Origin of the sequence: Streptomyces sp. R11, assembly GCF_041051905.1 — a bacterium.
GTDB lineage: Bacteria > Actinomycetota > Actinomycetes > Streptomycetales > Streptomycetaceae > Streptomyces.
On the sequence record NZ_CP163432.1, the window covers coordinates 81,760 to 101,249 of the forward strand.

Sequence of the window (19,490 nt, forward strand, 5' to 3'; positions counted from 1 at the left end):
GGCAGGCAAGCGCGCATCGCCTGGCTCGGGCGATGCCTTGCGCGGGCATTGCCCCTGACGGCAGTGCCCCTGATGAGGGCTCACGAGAGCACGTACCGACCAGTCAGTCCATGCGCTTCGCGCGCGCCGTTGTCCGCTCCCAACGGCGGAGGGCGGTGACTGTGCTGATGCCCATTCAGCCACCCCCGGGAAGGGAACCGGCCACGGCGGTGCGGCCGTCGGCGGAGCCGAGGGGTATGTGCGGCGGGCCCTGCCTGGCACGCATCGCGTGTTCGCAGCGGGCCCACGTCGCTGTCTGCGGCCTCAGCCGTCGACGTCGCGATCCCAGGTGTCCGCGCAGCCGAGGACGGTCGCAGGCCCGAGCAATTGGAGTGCGTCGAACGCGAGCGTGAGCCGTACGAGGTCGCGGGGTCGGGACAGTTCGAGCCCTGTGATCTGCTCGAAACGGCGCAGCCGGTTCAGCACCGTGTTGCGGTGGCACAGCATGTGCCGGGCAGCCTGGACCGCCGAGCCGCCCTTCTCGATCCACACCCCGAGCGTGTCGATCAGCGTTTCGCGGTCGGCGGGCTCCAGTTCGTACAGCGGTCGGAGCACCCGAAGTGCGAGTCCGGCGGACAGGTCTGGCCGTGAGACGAGCAGGCCGTCGGGCAGACGGGCGTCCAGCCGGGCGACCTCGCCGTCTCCCCGGCAGGTGCGCAGGGCGAGTCCGGCCATGTCCCGCGCCCGGGGCAGGTTCTCCAGACCGTGCACGACCGGGCTGACGCCGATGCGCATGCCGGGACCGGCGTCGAGGGCGGAGACAAGCGCGTCGAGGGCGCGGTCGCCGAGATGGGCGACGAGCACATCGCGCCGACCCCCGGTGTGGCGCAGGACGCGCATGCCCCGGATCTCCGGGACGGCGTCGGGCGTGCGGCCGACGGGCGGCGTGGCCCGTATCTCCGCGACCGCGAAGCGTCCGTCGGGCGGCAGGTTGAGGATCGATGCCGCGTCTCGGATGAACGCAGGGTCGTTGCGGCTCTCCAGTACGGCGGCGAGGATCAGGCGTACGCGCTCGTTGTGGCGGCTGGCCACACCCTTGGCGACCTGGCGGTAGGCGTCGGCCAGCAGGACGCAGTCGCGGTCGTTGCTCTTCCAGACCAGCTCGGCCACATGCACGAGGTGACGCTGATCGCCGAGGCCGTCCCGCTCCACTGCGCCGATGATCCCGTTCCAGACCTCCGAGCCGGCCACCCGGAAGGCGTGCAGCACCTCGTCGAGGGGGCGGCTCTCTTCGGCCCGGCGGATGCCGAGCTCACGGGTGTAGCGCTCGACGTCCGCCATCCGGCCAGGGTCGAGAGCGGCCTCCAGGGTGATGCGTACGCCCTTGTACGCGGACTGCGGCAGGTCGGGGGGTGCGAGCACCGGGTCCGCGTAGTACGGCACCTCGCTGCGGATCTGGTCCACCACGATGTCGCTGAATGCCTGGCCGCGCCCGAGCAGGCGCCGACAGGCATGGTCGAAGAGCTGGTGCGGCGAGGGCTCGTCGGCGGGCTCCGGCAGGGGCAGCGGCGAGCCGACGGCAGTGGTGCCGGGGGGTGGCGGACCGACGGCAGTGGCGCCGGGGGGTGGCGGACCGACGGTGGCGGCCCCAGGCCGCGGACCGGCGGTGGCGGTGGTGACGCGGGGGCGGACCGCGCCACTAGCGGAACTGGTGTGCATGGACCCTCCAGACAGACGGGGCGTGCGAGAACACCACGGCGGGTCGCCATGTCTTGCGCTGCGCGGGGCGCAGGTGGGTGGCTCCACCGGTCGGCGATGGGCCTGTGCCGATGGAGCGCACTTCAAGGAATCCACATGCTAAGCAGTCGGTCACCCCCTGGGGCGAAACGGCCGTCAAATCGTGACGAGCCACGCACGGCAGGAGGTACGGATTGTGCCCCTTCACAAGCGGACCACGCCCCGGCTGGGAACTCACAGCGGCTCGCTCCCAGTCCATGGACGCCCTGCCACCGCCGTGTTCTCGTAACGCTCCAGCCCGGCGCCGGCACCCGCCCGCTCGACGATGAGCAAGGAGAACGCCCAGATGAGCCCACCAGAGACCGAGGTCGAGAGCGAGGCTGAGACCGAGGCCGGGACCCTTCGGGTCAGCGATCTGCACGTCAGCTATGGACGGTCCGTGCAGGCGCTCCACGGGGTGTCGCTGACCGTTCCGCAGGGTCGGATCGTGGCCGTACTCGGCTCCAACGGAGCGGGAAAGTCCACGCTGCTCCGTGCGGTCTCCGGGACCCTCGCCCTGCACCGCGGCACGGTCGAGCGCGGCACGGTGCACTTCGACGGCGCACGACTGAGCGGCGACGCCGCGCGGTCCGTGGCCGCCGGCGTGGTGCAGGTGCCCGAGGGCCGACGGATCTTCGGCGCCCTTTCGGTGGAAGACAACCTCCGGGCCGGGTTCCTCGGCTCGGCGTCCCGCTCCCGCGCCGAGCTTCGGGCGGCCCGCGAGCGCGTATTTGCGCAGTTCCCGGTGCTGGCCGAGCGGCGGCGCCAGGCCGCCGGGCTGATGTCCGGCGGTGAGCAGCAGATGCTCGCGATGGGCCGCGCGCTGATGGCGGCGCCGCGGCTGCTGCTCCTCGACGAGCCCTCGCTGGGGCTCGCACCGCTGATGGTCCAGCGCATCGCGGAGATCATCCGTGAGATCAACGCCCGGGGGACCTCGATCCTCCTCGTCGAGCAGAACGCCGCGATGGCCCTCGAACTGTCCGACCGCGCGTCGGTGCTGGACGTCGGCCAGGTGCGTCTGGAGGGGGCGTCGGCCGACCTCGCCGCGGCGGACGAGGTGCGACGGCTGTACCTGGGCGAGACGTACGAGACCGGCTGCGGCGCGCCCGACGCGGGCGGCGACGCCTCGTGCGCGACGGCCGCGAGCGCTCCGTCCGTGACGGGACCGGGACTGACCGAGCTTGGCAGGTGGAACGGATGAGCACAGGCACCACGCCCACGACCTCCGAGGCCGTCACGGCCCCCCGACCGGACAGCGGACCTGACCCGGTCCCGGCCCTCGCGGTCGAGAACCTGACCGTGCGTTTCTCCGGCCTGGTCGCCCTCGACGACCTGTCCTTCACGGTCGCGCCCGGCACGATCCACGCACTCATCGGCCCCAACGGCGCCGGCAAGTCGACCTGCTTCAACGTCATCTCGGGCGTCTACCGCGCCACCGCCGGAGCCGTCCGGTACGCGGACAAGGACCTCACCCGCCTCGCACCGCACCGCATCGCTCGGCTCGGCGTGGCCCGCACCTTCCAGAACATCGTGCTCACCCACGGGACCGTCGCCGACAACCTCATGCTCGGCCGGCACCGGCTGACCCGGGCAGGCTTCACGGCGAGCGCGCTGCGGCTGCCCCAGACGGTGCGCGAGCAGCGTCGCCACCGGGAGCGCGCGGCCGAGATCGCCGACTTCCTGGGCCTCGGCCCGGCGTTCGACAAGCCGGTCGGCGGGCTCGCGTACGGCGACCGCAAGCGGGTGGAGATGGCGCGTGCGCTCTGCATGGAGCCCAGACTGCTGCTGCTCGACGAGCCGGTCGCCGGCATGCATCCCACCGAGCGCTCGGCGATGGCCGAGACGATCGCCCGGGTGCGTGACGCCCTGAACATCTCGATCCTCATCGTCGAGCACGACATGGGGTTGATCATGCGGATCGCCGACGCGGTGACCGTGCTCGACTTCGGCCGCCTCATCGCCAACGGGCCGCCCGAGCAGATCCAGAACCACCCGGCGGTCATCAGCGCGTATCTCGGCACCCCGGTCCAGGACACCGAGCAGGAATCGGAAGCCGAGCCGCAACCGGAAACTGCCGCGGATACGGACGCGGGCACGGGCACCGGCACCGGCACGGACACCGCCGAGGCCACTGCCTCGCACACCGCCCCGGACACCGAGCGCGACTCGGAGGAAGCATCATGATCAAGCTCACCGAAACCGTCCTCAATGGCCTGGCGCTCGGCTCCGTCTACGCGCTGATAGCCCTGGGGTTCGTCGTGATCTTCAAGGCGTCCGGCGTCATGAACTTCGCACACGGCTCCCTGCTGCTCTTCGGCGGCTACGTCACGGCCCGCCTCCACGACACCATCGGCTTCGTCCCCGCCGTCCTCGTCGGCGCCGCGCTCGCCGCGGCTCTCGCCGGACTCGTCCAGCTGCTGGCCACCCGCGGCCTGCGCGGTACGGATATCCACACGCTGACCATCCTCACCATCGGCGTGGACGTCCTGCTCAGCACCGAACTCAACCGGCAGGTCGGCGCCGACTACCTCACCATGGGCGACCCGTGGGGAGCCGAAGTGACCCGGCTCGGCAGCGTCACCGTCGCCGACGCGCGGATCGCGAGCATCGTCGTCGCGGTCATCGTCATCGGCTCGTTCTTCGCCGCCTTCCGCTGGTCCCGCTGGGGCCTGTCCATGCGGTCCGCCGCCGCCGACCCGGAAGCCGCGGCCCTGATGGGGATACGGCTGGACCGCGTACGGCTCATCGCCTGGTGCGTCGCCGGGGCGCTGGCCGCGCTCGCCGCCGTGTTCCTCGCCGCGTTCCCCGCGCCCGGACTCGACCGTACGACCAGTCAGATCGCCCTGAGCGCCTTCCCCGCGGCGATCCTCGGCGGCATGGACTCGGCCGTCGGCGCACTCATCGGAAGTCTGGTGATCGGCCTGACCGCGGCCATGGCCGCCGGCTACCAGAACGAACTGAGCGTCCTCGGCGCCGGCTTCTCCGATGTGGCCCCCTACCTCGTGATGGTGCTCGTGCTCCTGGTCCGCCCCACCGGCCTCTTCGGATCGAAGGAGCTGACCCGTGTCTGACACCCGCGACACCACTGGCTCCTCTGACGCCACTGACACCACTGGCACCGTCGACACCGTGGTGGCTCCCGCCCCCACGCCCGCCGATTCCCCGTCCGTCCAGGCCCGGTGGTCCGACAGGCTCGCCCCCCGCGGGCGGCTCGCGGCCACTGTGACCGCCGGCGTACTGGTCCTGCTCGCCCTCCCCTTCTACGTCACCTCGTTCTGGCTCCAGACGGGCCTGTTCGCGATGGCCGCCGTCATCGGCGCCATCGGGCTGAACCTGCTCTCCGGAACGACGGGACAGCTCTCCCTCGGCCACGCCTTCTTTCTCGCCGTCGGCGCGTACGGCTATGTGTGGCTGGCGGCCGAGCCGTCCGGCACCGGTTCCAGCAGCCTGTACGGCCTCGGGCTCCCGCCGGTCCTCGCCTTCGTGCTTGCGATCGTGCTCGCCGGCGCGGCGGGCGGCCTGTTCAGCCCCATCTCCGGCCGGCTGCGCGGCATGTACCTGGGCATCGCGACCCTCGCCCTGGTCTTCCTCGGCCATCACATGATGCTCAACGCCCCGCACGTGACCGGCGGCTTCAACGGCCGTTCCGTACCACCGCTGGACATCCTCGGCTTCTCCTTCACCGACACCTCCCCCGACGGGCTCGCCGTCCTCGGCGTCCCCTTCGGCGGACTGGAGCGTCTGTGGTACGTCGGCCTGGCCCTGGTGGCCGTGGCCTGGCTCGCCGCCCGGAACATCCTGCGCGGACGTCCCGGCCGCGCCCTCGGCGCCGTACGCGACAGCGAGGTCGCCGCCGCCGTGATGGGAGTCCATCTCACCCGCTACCGCGCCTCCGCTTTCATCGTCTCCTCGATGTACGCGGGCGCCGCGGGCGCCCTGATGGCCCTGGTGTTCAAGCGCGTCGTTCCCGACCACTTCGGCCTGCTGCTGTCCATCGACTACCTCGCGATGATCGTCATCGGCGGCCTCGGCTCGGTGGGCGGCGCGGCCTGCGGCGCGGTCTTCGTCGCCCTGATCCCCCACCTGCTCACCAAGTACGCCGACGACCTGCCCCTGCTCACCGCTCCCGGCACCACGGGATCCGGCGTGTCCCCGGGCGACGCGGCCCGCTACCTCTACGGCACCGCGATCGTCCTCGTTCTGATCTTCGCCCCCGGCGGCCTGGCCGGACTGGCTCACAGACGGCCGCGCCGCAAGGGCGACGGCTCCCCCCGCACCCTGCGTTTCCCTCTGCGCACCCGCACCGCCCCGAAGGAGCACACCCAGTGAGAAGCACCCGACTTGCCCCGGCAGCAGCCGTCATCACCGCACTCGCCCTGAGCGCCACGGCCTGCAGCACCAAGAGCGGTACCGACGCGAACGGCGCCGGCAGCGACGGCGTCAAGACCGGCCCGGGAGTGACGGAGAAGACCATCACCCTGGGCGCGCTGACCGACCTCACCGGCCCGTACGCCTCGCTCGGCAAGAGCATCGTCAACGCCCAGCAGCTGTACGCCGACCAGCTCAACGCCTCCGGCGGCATCTGCGGCCGGACCGTCAGGATCACCGTCAAGGACCACGGCTACGACGTCCAGAAGGCGGTGTCCGCGTTCACCGAGACCGAGCCGAACGTAGCCGCCGTGTCCCAGATGGTCGGCTCCCCGGTGGTCTCCTCGCTGTCGCAGGAGCTCGAGTCCAAGCACCTGCTCACGTTCCCGATGGCCTGGGCCTCCACCCTGCTGGGCCGCGAATACGTCCAGGTGGTCGGCTCCACCTACGACATCGACATGATCAACGGCGTCGACCACGTCGTCCGTACGGCCAAGTTGAAAGCGGGCGACAAGATCGGCCACGTCTACTTCGAGGGTGAGTACGGCGAGAACGCGCTCGCCGGTGCCACCCACGCGGCGAAGAAGGCGAAGCTGACCGTCGTCGGGCAGAAGATCAAGCCCACCGACCAGGACCTGACCGCCCAGGTCACCGCGCTCAAGCAGGCCCGCGTCAAGGCGATCCTGATCAGCGCCGGTCCGCGTCAGACGGCCGCCCTGGTCGGCACCGCCGCCGCCGCGGGCTTCGCCGTCCCGGTTCTCACCAGCTCGCCGGGCTTCGCCCCGCAGCTGCTGGCGACCCCGGTCGGACCCGCCCTGGAGAAGATGCTCCAGGTGGTGAGCCCCGCCCCGGCGTTCAGCGCCGACAACCCCGCGATGCAAAAGCTCGCCAAGGACTACAAGGCGAAGTACCCGAATGACCCGCTCGACCCGGGTGTGGTCAGCGGCTGGAACGCGATCAGCGTCCTCGGCGAGGACCTCAAGGCGGCCTGCAAGGCGAAGGACCTGACGCGCGAGGGCATAGCCGCTGCCCACCGCAAGCAGTCCCGGCTCACCGTGCTCGGCGTGCCGCTGAACTTCTCGGACCGCACCAAGCCGGCGACGTACCAGAGCTTCATCCACAAGCCGGCGAAGACGGCCACCGGCGGCCTCGCGAACGTCGAACCGGCCCACGAGGTGCCCGCGGCGCGGACCTACACCCTGCCCAAGGCCTGAACCGGCCCGACCCAAGGGCACGGCCACGGAACTGTCCGGGCTGAGCAGGAGGAACTCGTGGGCGCGGAGAGGGCGCTGGCCCGGCTGCACGCGGAGGCGGCTGCCGGGCAAGCCCGCGGGCCGGGCGGCGTTGCCAGTGCCGCACCGAGAGAAAGGCAAGGACGAGAAGGCTCTGCCCGGAGAGCGCCGGAGGGTTCCGACGTAGTCCGCCCGTCCGACGAGCCGCTCATCCCCAGGGCATGCCGACTGCTCGGGAGCAGTACGCAACCGCGATTCCGTGGCCTGGCGCAGCGCAAGGGCGCGGCGAGGCCTCGGCTCCACATCGTCCGGGACGACGGCCACCCGCAGGGCGCCGACGTCTGACCGCAACGGCGGACCGACCGCGTGAAGACCGCCCGGGTGGCCGGGCGGTCTTCGGCATGCTCGTCAGGGGGTGGCGTCGGTCGGCGAGGACGCCAAGCAACACGGTGTTTCAACAGCCTGTCCAGGCCTCCGTCATGCTGCGCACTGTCCACCTCGTCTCCAGGGAGCGATGCCATCTCGGCTCGCGTCGATGAAGTCGATCCGGGGCGCCGCCACCCGGCGTCGGCACTGACCGCCCGGGGCGAAAAGCGCGACTAATCGCAAAAGTGTACGTTTGCACTGTTCCCGACTCCAATTGCGTTCTAGTCTCATGTACAGATGGCGGGCGGACGGCCGGCCAGTCGACCACCGCCGCCTGTGACGAGCGGAGGCGGAGATGAAAGCGTCGATACGGCGGTCCGCGATCTTCGCAAGCGCGGCTGCCCTTGTGATAGCCGTCTGCGGTGCGACGGGCACTGCCCAGGCCGAGCCGGGTGACGGCGAGCTCCAGTTCGGCTACGTCCTGCCGGAGACGGGACAGCTGGCCTACCTCGGCCCACCCCAGATCGAGTCGTTGAAGTTCGCGATACAGAAGATCAATGACGCCGGCGGGGTCCTGGGCAAGTCCGTGCCGACCGTGGTCTCCAGTGACGAGGCGGGCCAGGAGGCCGTTGCCGCGCAGTCGGCGGACCGGGTCCTCGCGGCAGGCGTGGACGCGATCGTCGGCGCCGCGGCTTCCGGAATGTCGCTGGCGTTCATCGACCGGGTGACCGGAGCAGGCGTCGTGCAGTGCTCGGGGTCGAACACCGCTCCCACCTTCACCGACTACGAGGACGACGGCTTCTACTTCCGTACCGTCCCGAGCGACGCACTGCAGGGGCCCATCCTGGCGGATGTCGTCCGCGATGACGGCCACAATCGGGTGGCCCTGGTCGCGCGGGCGGACGACTACGGTCGCGGCCTGATGGAGGCCACCCGGAAGACGCTGGAGGACCGCGGAGCGACGGTGACCCTCGCCGAGACCTACGACCCGAAGGCGACCAACTTCGACCAGGTCGTTCAGCAGATGGAGAACTCCAGGCCGGACGCCGCCGTGGTGATCGCGTTCGAGGAAGGCGCCCAGATCCTGCAGGGCATGATCGAGTCCGGACTCGGGCCCGACCGGATCGGCGTCTACGGCGCCGACGGACTGCGGAGCGAGGAACTGCCCTCGCTGGTCGCCCCGGGCCAGCCCGAGAAGCTCTCCGGGATGAAGGGGACCGCACCGGCATCGGCGTCGAACGAGCAGTATGTGAAGGAACTCAAGGAATTCGCGCCGGATCTGAAGGAGCTGCAGTTCGCACCGCAGGTCTTCGACTGCGTGACCACGATCGCGCTCGCCGCCGAGAAGGCGGAGTCCGACGACCCGGGCGAGTACGTGAAGGAGATGAACGGGATCACCAAGGACGGCGAGAAGTGCAACTCGTTCGCCGCCTGCAAGGAGCTGCTCGCCGACGGCAGGGACATCGACTACAACGGTGTGAGCGGGCCGCTCGACTTCACCGACCAGGGCGAACCCGGCCAGGCGTCAATCGAGGTGTACGGCTACGACGACGAGGGAAAGTTGCAGACCCTGCGCACCGAGACCAGCAAGGCCGAGGAGTGACCGGGAGGACTGACAGCGGGAGTCAACGGACACGGGCGAGCGTGCCGAGGTAGAGCTCGATCACCTTCTCGTCGTGCAGCAGGGCCGCACCCGTGCCCGTGTACGCGTTGCGGCCCTGGTCGAGGACGTAGCCGCGGTCGCAGAACTGCAGGCATCTGCGGGCGTTCTGCTCGACCATGAGCACGGCCACGCCCGCGCTGTTGATCATTCTGCACCGGTCGAAGACGTGGTCCTGATGGAGCGGTGACAGGCCGGCCGACGGCTCGTCGAGCAGCAGCAGTTGCGGCTCCATCATCAGGGCGCGGGCCATCGCGAGCATCTGGCGTTCGCCGCCGGACATCGCGCCGGCCTTCTGCTTGCGGCGGTCGGCCAGAACGGGGAAGAGCTCCTCGACGGCCGCGACGCGCCGCGCGTGGTCTTTGGGCCGCAGATACATGCCCATCCGCAAGTTCTCCTCGACGGTCAGCGTGGGGAACACGTTCTGCAACTGCGGTACATAGCCCACGCCCCGCCGGACCAGTTCGTGCGCGGGCCGGCCGGTCACATCCTCGCCGCGCAGCCGCACGGTCCCGCCACGCACCCGCAGCAACCCGAAGACTGCCTTGACCAGCGTCGACTTGCCGGCGCCGTTGGGGCCGATCACGCCGACCACCTCGCCCGGTCGCACCTCGACGCTGCATCCACGCAGCACATCGACACCGGGGACGTAACCGGCGACGATGCCGTCGGCCGCCAGCACCGGCGCCTGCTCCTCGGCGGACATCGCTACCCCTCCTTGCCCTTCTCGTCGGTCGCCTCCGGCTCGTCGTGCCGCTTGCCCAAATAGGCGTCCACGACGGCGGAGTTCCGGCCGATCGTGTGCGGTGGGCCCTCGGCCACGAGGCGGCCGTCGGCCATGACGGCCACCCAGTCGCTGATGCCCATGACCACGTCCATGTCGTGCTCGACGAAGCACACTGTCAGCCCCTCTTCGCGCAGCTGCGTGATGTGTCCGAGCAGCGACTGGGTCAGCGCGGGGTTCACCCCGGCCATCGGCTCGTCGAGCAGGAGCATGACCGGCCGGGTCATCAGCGCGCGGGCCAGTTCCAGCAGTTTGCGCTGGCCGCCGGAGAGCGTGCCGGCATGGTCGTCGCGCAGGGGCCCGAGCCGGAACCGGTCCAGCAGTTCGTCGGCCCGGCGCTCGAACTCCCGCTCCTGCCCGCGCCACAGCGGTCGCAGCAGCGCCGGCAACACCCGCTCGCCGCGTTGTCCGGGGGCGGCGAGCAGCAGGTTCTCCAGCACCGTGAGCCGGGCGACCGCCCTGGAGAGCTGGAACGTACGGACCATTCCGCGCCGTGCCACCCGGTGCGCCGGGGCACCGGTGAGCGGCTGTCCGTCGAACGACCAACGGCCGCCGTCGGCCCGGTCGAAGCCGCTCACCACGTTGAACAACGTCGTCTTGCCGGCGCCGTTGGGCCCGATCAGCGCCGTGATGGCCCCGCGCTGCACCTCCAGGTGCTCGACCCGCACGGCGACGAGGCCGCCGAAGGTGCGGGTCACCTGGTCCAGGACCAGCAGGGGATCGGGCTTGCGCACCCCCGGCTCGGGATCGATCGCGACGAGTCGGCCCCGTTGGGACACGACAGGGTCAGCGGCCACTGAGCAACATCTCCTTCCGGCTGCCGAGGATGCCCTGTGGCCGGAACGTGACCAGCAGGATCAGGGCCACCCCGACCAGGGCGAAGCGCACCGCGCCGACCTCCGAGGTGCTGATGAGGTCCGGCGAGATGTACTCGGCGTCGATGGCCTGGCGCAGCGCGCTGTCGAGGAAGCTGAGGACGAACCAGAACAGGATCGAGCCGACGACCGGCCCGAGGATGCGCCCGGCGCCTCCCAGCACGAGCAGCGTGTACAGGAAGAACGTGACGCCCGGATCGTAGTTGTCCGGGTTCACGGACTGCACCTGAATCGCCTGCATCATGCCCGCGGCCGCTCCGATGACGCCACCGAGCACGAGGCTCTGCATCTTGTACGCGTAGACATTCTTGCCGAGGCTGCGCGCGGCGACCTCGTCATCACGGATCGACCGGATGACACGGCCCCAGGGGCTGTGGATCAGCAGGGCCAGCAGACCTCCGACCACGAGCACCAGCGCCCATCCGACGATCATCACCCAGAGATCGCGGGAGCTGAACCTCACGAGCCACACGCCGTAGGTGCCTGGCTCGATGGGGCTGAGTTCGTAGAAGTCGTTCGCGAATCTCTGCAGCCCGAACACCCCGCCGGTGACCGGCTCGGCCCAGCTGGATCGGTAGAACAGCCGTAGCGCCTCGCCCGCCGCGATCGTGGTGATCGCGAGGTAATCGGCCCGCAGCCGCAGGGTGGGCAGGCCGAGGAGCAGGGCCAGCACGATCGCGCACGCGATTCCGCCCAGGACGCCGAGCCACATCGGGCCGCCGTACGTCGACACCGTGATGGCGAGTCCGTAACCGCCGACCAGCATGAATCCGACCTGGCCGAAGTTCAGCAGCCCCGTGTAACCGAAGTGCAGGTTCAGCCCCATCGCGGCGAGGGCGTAGACGGCGGCGATGGGGCCGATTCCGGAGCGGAGGGCGTCTGACACGATGGCCGAGAAGTCCATGGCGCGCTCCTCACCCGACGCGTTCGGCCCGGCCGAGGATGCCCTGCGGCCGGACGAGGAGAACGAGGATGAGGACGAGCAGCGCCCAGGCGTACTGCAGGTCGACCGGGAACCACAGGGTGGACATCTGGGCGACAATGCCGATGACGAGGCTGCCGACCATCGCACCGTAGGCGGAGCCGAGGCCGCCCAGGATGATCCCCGCGAACATGAGCAGCAGGAGTTTGAAGCCCATGTCCCAGGTGACGATCTCCACCAGGCCGAAGAAGACGCCACCGAGTGCGGCCAGTCCGCCGGCGAGCATCCACACGAACAGCACAACCCGCTGCACGTCGATGCCCGACGCCTCCGCGAGGTCACGGTTGGCGGAGACGGCCCGGACGGCCGTGCCGATCCGCGTCTTCTGCAGGAGCGCGGCTATGCCGAGCAGCACCAGCACGGCGAGCAGGGTGACCGTGAGGTCCCGTGGGGTGATTCCGGCCGGGCCCAGGTCGATCGTGCTCTGGATGTCGTACTGCGCGTAGGAGCCGGGGCGGGTTCCGTACAGCACGAGTACGACGTGGCGCAGCAGTAGCGAGAGCCCGATGGTGACGATGAACATGTTGATCAGCCCGGTGCCCCGTGCCCGCAGCGGGCGCCAGATTCCGCGATCGACCGCTCCGCCCAGCAGGGCGCCGAAGACCACCGCGGCGAGGGCGGCGGGAATCAGGTGCCAGCCCGGCCCGGCCGCGGAGGCGTTGAGGAAGAACGCGAGGGTGGCGCCGATCGTGACGAACTCACCGTGCGCGAAGTTGATCAGGTGGATGGTGCCGAAGATCAGCGAGAGCCCGACCGATGTGATCGCGATGATCACTCCGAACTGGATACCGTCGATCAGCGCCTGCAGAGCGCGCGCGGCGAACGTGGGGCCGCGCGGGACTTCCTCACCCTGTGCCCACGCGGAGATCGCGGGCACCATTACGAGGACCAGGGCGAGGGCCGGTACGAGCATCCGCTGACAGCGCACGATGGTTCCGGTACGTCACGAACGTCCCTTATGGGCTCAGTGTAAGCGCAGGTCGGGGCGGTGACATGGGCCGCGCTCCCTCCGCTTCGGCCCGCTGATCGCCGCGGAGGCCGGCCGGTGGCCGGCGCTCGCCGGCGCTCCGATCCGCCTGACCGGCACCGAGACCATCCCTACCGAGGTCGGCGATCCCCACGTCATGCTCACCGCCGTCCGCCAGCACACCGACGAACAGCACGCCGACGTGACCAGCGTGGCGAGGTCCGCAGAGGCACGCAGAGGCACGCAAGGACACGTTCTCCTCAGCGATCCGCTCGGCATTCCACACCACGTCGGTGCGGTCGTGCCCGCGCACTCCGTTGCACTCGCGGAGCAGGAACGCAGGATTCACGGGAAGCGGCTGCCCCAGCACACGTTCGGCCTCGGCCAATGCTTCGCTGGTCGCCGGCTCAGCAAGCTCCGCGTCCGCCCCGCCCTCACTTGAAGGATCCGTTCACGCCACATCCGGCGAGCATCCCTGGACCCTGAAGATCGCGACCACCCGATCACTGCGGGGGCTTTGCGGTGCCCGTGACATGCCGCGCCGACGGCCCGTCAGCCGCACCGGCCGCCGGTGTGATTCCACTGCCGCAAGCTGCATGCCACCACTGTTCGAGACCGGCCCCTGGCCGTGGCGCGTGCCCTATGCCGATATGCCGATACGCAGGGGCAAACCAGGCACTCCCCCGGCTCAGCGCACAGGGTAGGCGGACAGGCTCCGCCGTGAGCTTCTGAGTCACCAGCCGTGCGACCGGCGATGCGCCATGGACGCCAGTCACGTTCGCCATCAGGGCCCGACCGCCTGCGCGTCGGGTGCGAACCATGCGCGCGATGAGGCCCGGACCGAGCGGTCCGGGCCTCATCGTGGGTGACTTCTACTGTTCTGGATCGAGTCGGTGGTGTCCCGGGGAACGGATCAGCGCTTCGCGTGCACCCTGGCGTAAAGGTCCCCTGCGTGGACGCGGCTGCGCATTCGCCGCCGCGGGCGTCTTGGCCGTCCGTGATTCAGGACGGTTTCCGATATTGGCGCCGCACCCACCGGCCCGTATAGCCCCCGGGGCAGAAGGCCGGCAGTCCCGTCTCGGGCCGTGAGCAGACAGCCAGGGGTGAGGGGCAGGGATCGCGTCTGCTGTCGTCCCACGGCTCGACGGGCAGGGCCCGGCCCTAAAGCGGGCCGGGGTCCACATGGCACACGGGCCGGGTTGGCGCTGCCCCTGGGCCGGTGTGGGGGTCAGTGGTGCTTCCTGTCGACTGCCCGGAAGCTGCCGACGAGCGCGAACGGCACCACGCTGCCGTCGAAGACGACCGTTCCGGGGATTGCGCTGCTGGAGTCTCCGCGCCCGATGGTCGCAATTGCGGCACCGTTGTCGCAGGTAATTCCGGTGAAGAATTCGATCCTCTTGTCAGTTTCGTTCCGGACGTTGAAGCTGGTCGCCGGACTACTGATTACAGCGATGCACTCACCCCCCTTGACCGAATACGTCCGCTCGTTGACGTAGACCCGTTCGCGATCGTCGTCATCCCTCCAGTCGCCGTGATCCGACCGCCCGTCCCCGCCCGACCGCCCGTCCCCGCCAATCTGCCCGTCCCCGCCCGTCCGCCCGTCCCCGCCCGTCCGCCCGTCCCCACCAGTCTGCCCGTCCCCGCCCATGTCCCCTCCCTGCGGCAAGGAGGCAGCGGCCTCCTGCACCGACGCGGCGGACTCCGGAACGGAATTCGAAGCCGAGGCATAGTTCACGGTGGTTGCAGCGACGACGGTGATACCCACCGACAATGCGATCCCGACCACGGTACGCGTACGCATTCCGCTTCTCCCTCTCGCAGGCATATTGCTTTCTCCATCTCTCAGGGATGCCAGCCGACCCGGCCGCCTACGAAAGAACCTACTCACGCCGAATTCTGTCGCCACTTCAGAAATCTGTGGCAGACACCAGAACGGGGCCGATCGGGCGTTCAAGAACCCGGAACCGCACATGTGACGGACCATCAAAAAGTGACAGCAGAAGCGACTTGGCCACGACACTGAGCCATACGGGGGACCCCACTGACACCCCGTCACACTTCTGCGCGCGTGTCGGGCATTGACAACGCACCGCACGACGACTAAGACGCCACCCCCGGACATCTGGATATGCCCTGATCAGCGCCTCACAGCAGGAACTGTAGCGGGCACACACAGCCGCCACGGACAGACTTGCCGACACCCCCGCAAGAAGGTCGGACGAGCGCCGTCCAGTCGCAGCCTCCGCAGCCACGCAAGGGGAGCAGCCAGAGACCAGGACCATGACACCCCAGATAGCCGACGACAAGTCAAAAACCCGCGGACAGCACTGGAGCGGGGTGCCATCCGGCCCAGGCCCGACAATCCGCGCTGCCGAAACCCGAGCCCAGCCCTGGCCCAGGAACAGCCCACCGCACGACACGTGCCCCCGGCGCGGGAAACGCAACGGGGCGCCAACGCCTCTGGGGCCCGCTCCGGCATCTCGCGCGCATGCTTCGGCGAGTTACTCGAAGAACTCGCGCCCCGGTAGCGCAGGCCGCGCGGGAGTCGGCACTACACGAGCGGCGTGACGGAGACCGGAGGCGGGCGGCTGACGCCAGGCCCAAGCAGCGCCTGGTCCTCGCCGCTGCCGGCGATGCAGCGCGAAACACCGAAGAGGCACAGCGTATGGCCGCACTACCGGAGGACCGAAGAGTCCAGATCGCAGCATTCGTCCGCTGCGCCAGGGAAAGGCCCACACCTTCAGCCCGGTCACCGATTGGACCTCGACGGACGTACGGGACAGGCGTGCGTCGAGTCGTCGAGGTCGCGGGCGGCGTCGGTCAGCGAGGCGGGTATCCCGGTGCGGGCGGACATCGGGCCCGCCGCCACCTGCGACGGCCGGACCCGTGCCCTGGCCGTCCTGCTTACCGGCGCCGACTACCGGGGCGTGCGCCCGGCCGGCTTGCAGAAGGCCTTGTTCTTCCTCGGGCTGCCCGGCACGGTACAGCGGGACCTCGTACGGGAGTTCACCCAGCACCAGGGCTCGGAGGACTGGGCCCTGGACGGCGCCTTCACCACCTGAGAGGTCGGCGACCCGAACGGGATGCTCGTCGGATCGACCTGGACTGCGGGACGCTTTCCCACCAGCTCCGAGACACTGCCGAACCGGTAGACCTCGCGGGCATTCGGAGACACTCGTCTAGGATCCGATGCATGGCGCTGACAACGCACGACGTGGACCGGTTCCAGGCGACGAGGCCCCGCCTGGAGGCGATCGCCTACCGCCTCCTCGGCTCGGCGAGCGAGGCGGAGGACGCCGTGCAGGAGACGTTCCTACGGTGGCAGGCGGCCGACGTCGACCGGATCGAGGTGCCCAAGGCCTGGCTGACGAAGGTGCTCACCAACCTGTGCCTCAACCAGCTCACCTCGGCCCGCGCACGCCGGGAGACCTACGTGGGCCAGTGGCTGCCCGAGCCGCTGCTCGCCGGCGACCCGATGCTCGGCCCGGCCGACACTGCCGAACAGCGTGAATCCGTCTCGTACGCGGTCCTCACCCTGCTGGAGCGCCTCACCCCCAACGAGCGGGCGGTGTACGTGCTGAAGGAGGCCTTCGACTACCCGCACCGGGAGATCGCCGACATCCTCGACATCAGCGAGGCCGCCAGCCAGCAGATCTTCCACCGCGCGAAGAAGCACGTGGCGGCGGGAAAGGCCCGTACGGAGATCGACGAGGCGGCGGCCCGGCTGATCGTCGAGGAATTCCTCGCGGCAGCCACCAGCGGGAAGACGGAGCCGCTGGTCAAACTGCTCACCTCGGATGCAATCGCCGTCGGTGACGGCGGCGGAAAGGTCCCGGCCCGCGCCAAGGCGTTCGAAGGCGCCCTCGCGGTCGCGAAGTTCATGCGGGGCCTGTTCAAGCCGGCCCCGGTCAAGCGGGCCATGGTCGGCGGCTCACCCGAGATCCACATCTCGACGGCCAACGGCGGCCCCGCGATCCTGGCGGTCGTCGACGGCCGGGTCGTCGGGATCATCTGCCTGGAGCTCGGCGCGGACGGCATCGTGGCGTTCCGCAGCCAGGTCAACCCCGACAAGCTGGAACGCGCGACCGAGGTGTGGGCCGCCACCGAGCACGGGCAGCCCCTGTTCCACGCCTTCTGACGAACGCCGCGCAAGGGCTGTCCGATGCCCTTCCACGAACCGGGTCACACCGTTCAACAAGGGTGTGACCTGCTTCACATCCTGCTCCTGTCAGGAAAGCGCGGGCTGCCCGGTTCAAGGGACGTGACCGAGCAAGAACGAGCGTCGCACCCGCGCAGACAGGAGCAGGAAATGCAGCACCGCATCATCGTCCTCGGAGCCGGCTACACCGGGGCCACCGCCGCCGGGCGCCTCGCCAAGCGGCTGCACCGCGAAGACGTCGCCATCACCCTCGTCAACGCCGAGCCCGACTTCGTCGAACGCGTCCGGATGCACCAGCTCGCGGTCGGCCAGGAGCTCAAGCCCCGCCCCTTCGCCGAGATGTTCGCGGGCACCGGCGTCGAGGTGAAACTCGCCAAGGTCACCGGTATCGACGCCGACCGCAGGGCCGTCACCGTCGTCGAAGCGCACAGCGCCGGGGAGCAGGAACTGGAGTACGACACCCTCGTCTACGCCCTCGGCAGCGGCTGGAACCCCCAGAGCGTCCCCGGCACGGCCGAGCACGCCCACGAGATCTCCAGCCGCCCCGGAGCGCTCCGGCTACGCGAGCGGCTGGCCCGGCTGGACGCGGGACAGCCCGTGGTGGTCGTCGGCGGCGGACTCACCGGCCTGGAGGCCGCGACCGAGATCGCCGAGACCCGCCCGGACCTTGACGTCGCCCTCGTGGCCCGCGGCGGCTTCGGCGACTGGCTCTCCGACAAGGGCCGCGGACATCTGCGAAAGGTCTTCGCCGGGCTCGGCATCACCGTGCACGAGCACACCGCAGTCACCGCCGTCGAGGCCGACCGCGTCCTGACCGACGGCACGCCCGTCCCGGCCGCGGTCACCGTATGGGCCACCGGCTTCGCCGTCCACCCGATCGCCGAGGCCAGCACGCTGGAGGTCTCCCGCACGGGCCAGATCGTGGTCGACGAAACCATGCGCTCCCTCTCGCACCCCGAGGTGTACGCCGTCGGCGACGCGGCTCTCGTGACGGGCCCTGGCGACAAGCCGCTGCGGATGTCGTGCGCCTCTGGCGTCCCCACCGCGTGGCAGGCCGCCGACGCAATCGCGGCCCGCCTGACCGGCGAAAAGCTCCCGAAGGTTCCGATCCGCTACTTCCAGCAGTGTGTCTCGCTCGGCCGCAAGGAGGGCCTGATCCAGTTCGTCACCGCGGACGACCACGCCGTCCCCAAGGCACTCACCGGCCGCCTCGCCGCCCTCTACAAGGAAATCATCTGCAAGGGCGCGGCCTGGACCGTCGCCCACCCCACCGCGGGCATGCCGGTCCGCCGCCGCCGAACGGTACAGCCGACGCCGGAGCCGCCAATGTCGCGCGCACACTCTATGTCGACGCGCTGAGGACAGCACAGCACGGCAGCTGAGGCAGAACCTGGTCCAACTCCACGCTCCCACGCACCGGATGGACGCTCGGTCCGGGTCGCCCCCAGACGCCCTCGCGGCGCGGGCCGGCCCGGACCCTTCTCCATTCGTGTCGAAGCCATGGTGCGGTTCCGCACTCTCATGTAAGCGGTGCGCACCTTCCCGGCCAGATGGCAACGGCCATCGCCAGCCGCCACCTCATCGGCGAGGCCATGGGCATCCTCATGGGCGGCCACCAGCTCACCGAAGAGCAGGCATTCGATGTCCTGCGCCACTACTCCCAGGAGAACAACGGCAACCTCGCGAGGTCGCCCGCCTCAACTGCGAGCGGGGCAGCCTCTCGTGACCCCAGGCAACCGGCTCGCCCGGCACGTTGGCTGAACCAGACAAGCCTGAGCCGCTAGTCCCAGGGGAGCGCTGCTGCTCTGCGCCTGGGACGACCACACCTCCGGCACTCCGAGGTCCCTGAGGCACGGAAGGCAGTCAGCACAGCGCCCAGTTCGGAACGGGCGGTGACGCAGTGGCGGAGTCGGCGGACAGGCTGGCTGACATGCCAGATACCGCGCTGCTCAACGTCGACCTGCAGGGCGCCCTGGTGGCAGGCTCCCACGATGCCGAGGCTTGTCTTGCTCGCGTCGCCGAACTCATCGCCGTTCCGCTTGCGATCGTCTTCAAGCCTCTCCCGAGACGGTGGGGTCCTCGTTGCCCGTGCCGCGTCTCGCATGGCGTTCCCGGCCCGTCCTGACCGCCGTCGTGCTGCTCGGACCGAACCGTCAGGACGAGAACTGGCACCAGGGCGAGCCGGACCGGCTCGACGAACCGGACGATCCGCGTACGAGCGAGCCGCGTACGACCTCGCCCTGGAGGTGGGAACGTCCGCGTATGAGCAGGATGTCGAACTCCCGGCCTTGAATGGCGCAGGCGAGCAGCCCGATGACGTACGCCACGAGGACCAAACGCGG

At 69.9% G+C, this 19,490-nt stretch carries 15 protein-coding genes and 2 pseudogenes; 10 read left to right on the forward strand and 7 right to left on the reverse strand.

What is annotated here, in order from left to right:
• Positions 1-303: 303 nt before the first annotated feature.
• Positions 304-1,698, reverse strand: a complete 1,395-nt coding sequence (locus AB5J55_RS00525) for a helix-turn-helix domain-containing protein (protein ID WP_369268712.1) — start codon at positions 1,696-1,698, stop codon at positions 304-306.
• Positions 1,699-2,062: 364 nt separating this feature from the next.
• Between AB5J55_RS00525 and AB5J55_RS00530 the strand changes: the two genes are divergently transcribed.
• From AB5J55_RS00530 to AB5J55_RS00555, 6 genes are all read left to right on the forward strand, one after another.
• Positions 2,063-2,956: an ABC transporter ATP-binding protein gene (locus tag AB5J55_RS00530; protein WP_369268713.1), complete on the forward strand. Its 894-nt coding sequence runs from the start codon at positions 2,063-2,065 to the stop codon at positions 2,954-2,956.
• Complete coding sequence (locus AB5J55_RS00535; protein WP_369268714.1) at positions 2,953-3,939, forward strand: ABC transporter ATP-binding protein; 987 nt, start codon at positions 2,953-2,955, stop codon at positions 3,937-3,939. Before AB5J55_RS00530 ends, AB5J55_RS00535 begins: the two co-directional genes overlap by 4 nt.
• Positions 3,936-4,826: a branched-chain amino acid ABC transporter permease gene (locus AB5J55_RS00540; RefSeq protein ID WP_369268715.1), complete on the forward strand. Its 891-nt coding sequence runs from the start codon at positions 3,936-3,938 to the stop codon at positions 4,824-4,826. Before AB5J55_RS00535 ends, AB5J55_RS00540 begins: the two co-directional genes overlap by 4 nt.
• Positions 4,827-4,977: 151 nt before the next feature.
• Positions 4,978-6,084, forward strand: a complete 1,107-nt coding sequence (locus AB5J55_RS00545; RefSeq protein ID WP_369276039.1) for a branched-chain amino acid ABC transporter permease — start codon at positions 4,978-4,980, stop codon at positions 6,082-6,084.
• Positions 6,081-7,337: an ABC transporter substrate-binding protein gene (locus AB5J55_RS00550; protein ID WP_369268716.1), complete on the forward strand. Its 1,257-nt coding sequence runs from the start codon at positions 6,081-6,083 to the stop codon at positions 7,335-7,337. The genes AB5J55_RS00545 and AB5J55_RS00550 overlap by 4 nt, the downstream gene beginning before the upstream one ends.
• Before the next feature lie 739 nt (positions 7,338-8,076).
• Positions 8,077-9,324: an ABC transporter substrate-binding protein gene (locus tag AB5J55_RS00555; protein ID WP_369268717.1), complete on the forward strand. Its 1,248-nt coding sequence runs from the start codon at positions 8,077-8,079 to the stop codon at positions 9,322-9,324.
• A 22-nt stretch (positions 9,325-9,346) separates the two neighbouring features.
• Here the strand turns inward: AB5J55_RS00555 and AB5J55_RS00560 are convergent, their stop codons facing one another.
• The 5 genes from AB5J55_RS00560 to AB5J55_RS00580 all read right to left on the reverse strand — a co-directional run bounded on the left by AB5J55_RS00560 (position 9,347) and on the right by AB5J55_RS00580 (position 14,790).
• On the reverse strand, positions 9,347-10,087 hold the full coding sequence (locus AB5J55_RS00560) for an ABC transporter ATP-binding protein (RefSeq protein ID WP_369268718.1): 741 nt from the start codon (positions 10,085-10,087) through the stop codon (positions 9,347-9,349).
• A 2-nt stretch (positions 10,088-10,089) separates the two neighbouring features.
• A complete protein-coding gene (locus tag AB5J55_RS00565; RefSeq protein ID WP_369268719.1) occupies positions 10,090-10,962 on the reverse strand; it encodes an ABC transporter ATP-binding protein in 873 nt (290 codons plus the stop codon).
• Complete coding sequence (locus AB5J55_RS00570) at positions 10,952-11,944, reverse strand: branched-chain amino acid ABC transporter permease (RefSeq protein ID WP_369268720.1); 993 nt, start codon at positions 11,942-11,944, stop codon at positions 10,952-10,954. The genes AB5J55_RS00565 and AB5J55_RS00570 overlap by 11 nt, the downstream gene beginning before the upstream one ends.
• Positions 11,945-11,954: 10 nt before the next feature.
• On the reverse strand, positions 11,955-12,950 hold the full coding sequence (locus AB5J55_RS00575) for a branched-chain amino acid ABC transporter permease (RefSeq protein WP_369268721.1): 996 nt from the start codon (positions 12,948-12,950) through the stop codon (positions 11,955-11,957).
• Between the two features lie 1,267 nt (positions 12,951-14,217).
• Entirely contained in the window at positions 14,218-14,790 is a 573-nt protein-coding gene (locus tag AB5J55_RS00580; RefSeq protein ID WP_369268722.1) for a hypothetical protein, read from the reverse strand.
• 1,054 nt (positions 14,791-15,844) lie between these two features.
• Between AB5J55_RS00580 and AB5J55_RS00585 the strand changes: the two are divergent.
• From AB5J55_RS00585 to AB5J55_RS00600, 4 genes and pseudogenes are all read left to right on the forward strand, one after another.
• Positions 15,845-16,048 (forward strand): annotated as a pseudogene (locus AB5J55_RS00585) (hypothetical protein); the annotation flags it as partial.
• Positions 16,049-16,182: 134 nt separating this feature from the next.
• On the forward strand, positions 16,183-17,127 hold the full coding sequence (locus AB5J55_RS00590) for an RNA polymerase sigma-70 factor (protein WP_369268723.1): 945 nt from the start codon (positions 16,183-16,185) through the stop codon (positions 17,125-17,127).
• A gap of 171 nt (positions 17,128-17,298) precedes the next feature.
• Positions 17,299-18,507, forward strand: coding sequence for an NAD(P)/FAD-dependent oxidoreductase (locus AB5J55_RS00595; RefSeq protein ID WP_369268724.1), 1,209 nt, complete (start codon positions 17,299-17,301; stop codon positions 18,505-18,507).
• Between the two features lie 188 nt (positions 18,508-18,695).
• Positions 18,696-18,874 (forward strand): annotated as a pseudogene (locus tag AB5J55_RS00600) (ANTAR domain-containing protein); the annotation flags it as partial.
• Between the two features lie 427 nt (positions 18,875-19,301).
• Here the strand turns inward: AB5J55_RS00600 and AB5J55_RS00605 are convergent.
• Positions 19,302-19,475 carry a hypothetical protein gene (locus tag AB5J55_RS00605; protein WP_369268725.1) on the reverse strand — a complete coding sequence of 58 codons (174 nt, stop codon included), beginning with the start codon at positions 19,473-19,475 and terminating at the stop codon, positions 19,302-19,304.
• Between the last annotated feature and the right edge of the window lie 15 nt (positions 19,476-19,490).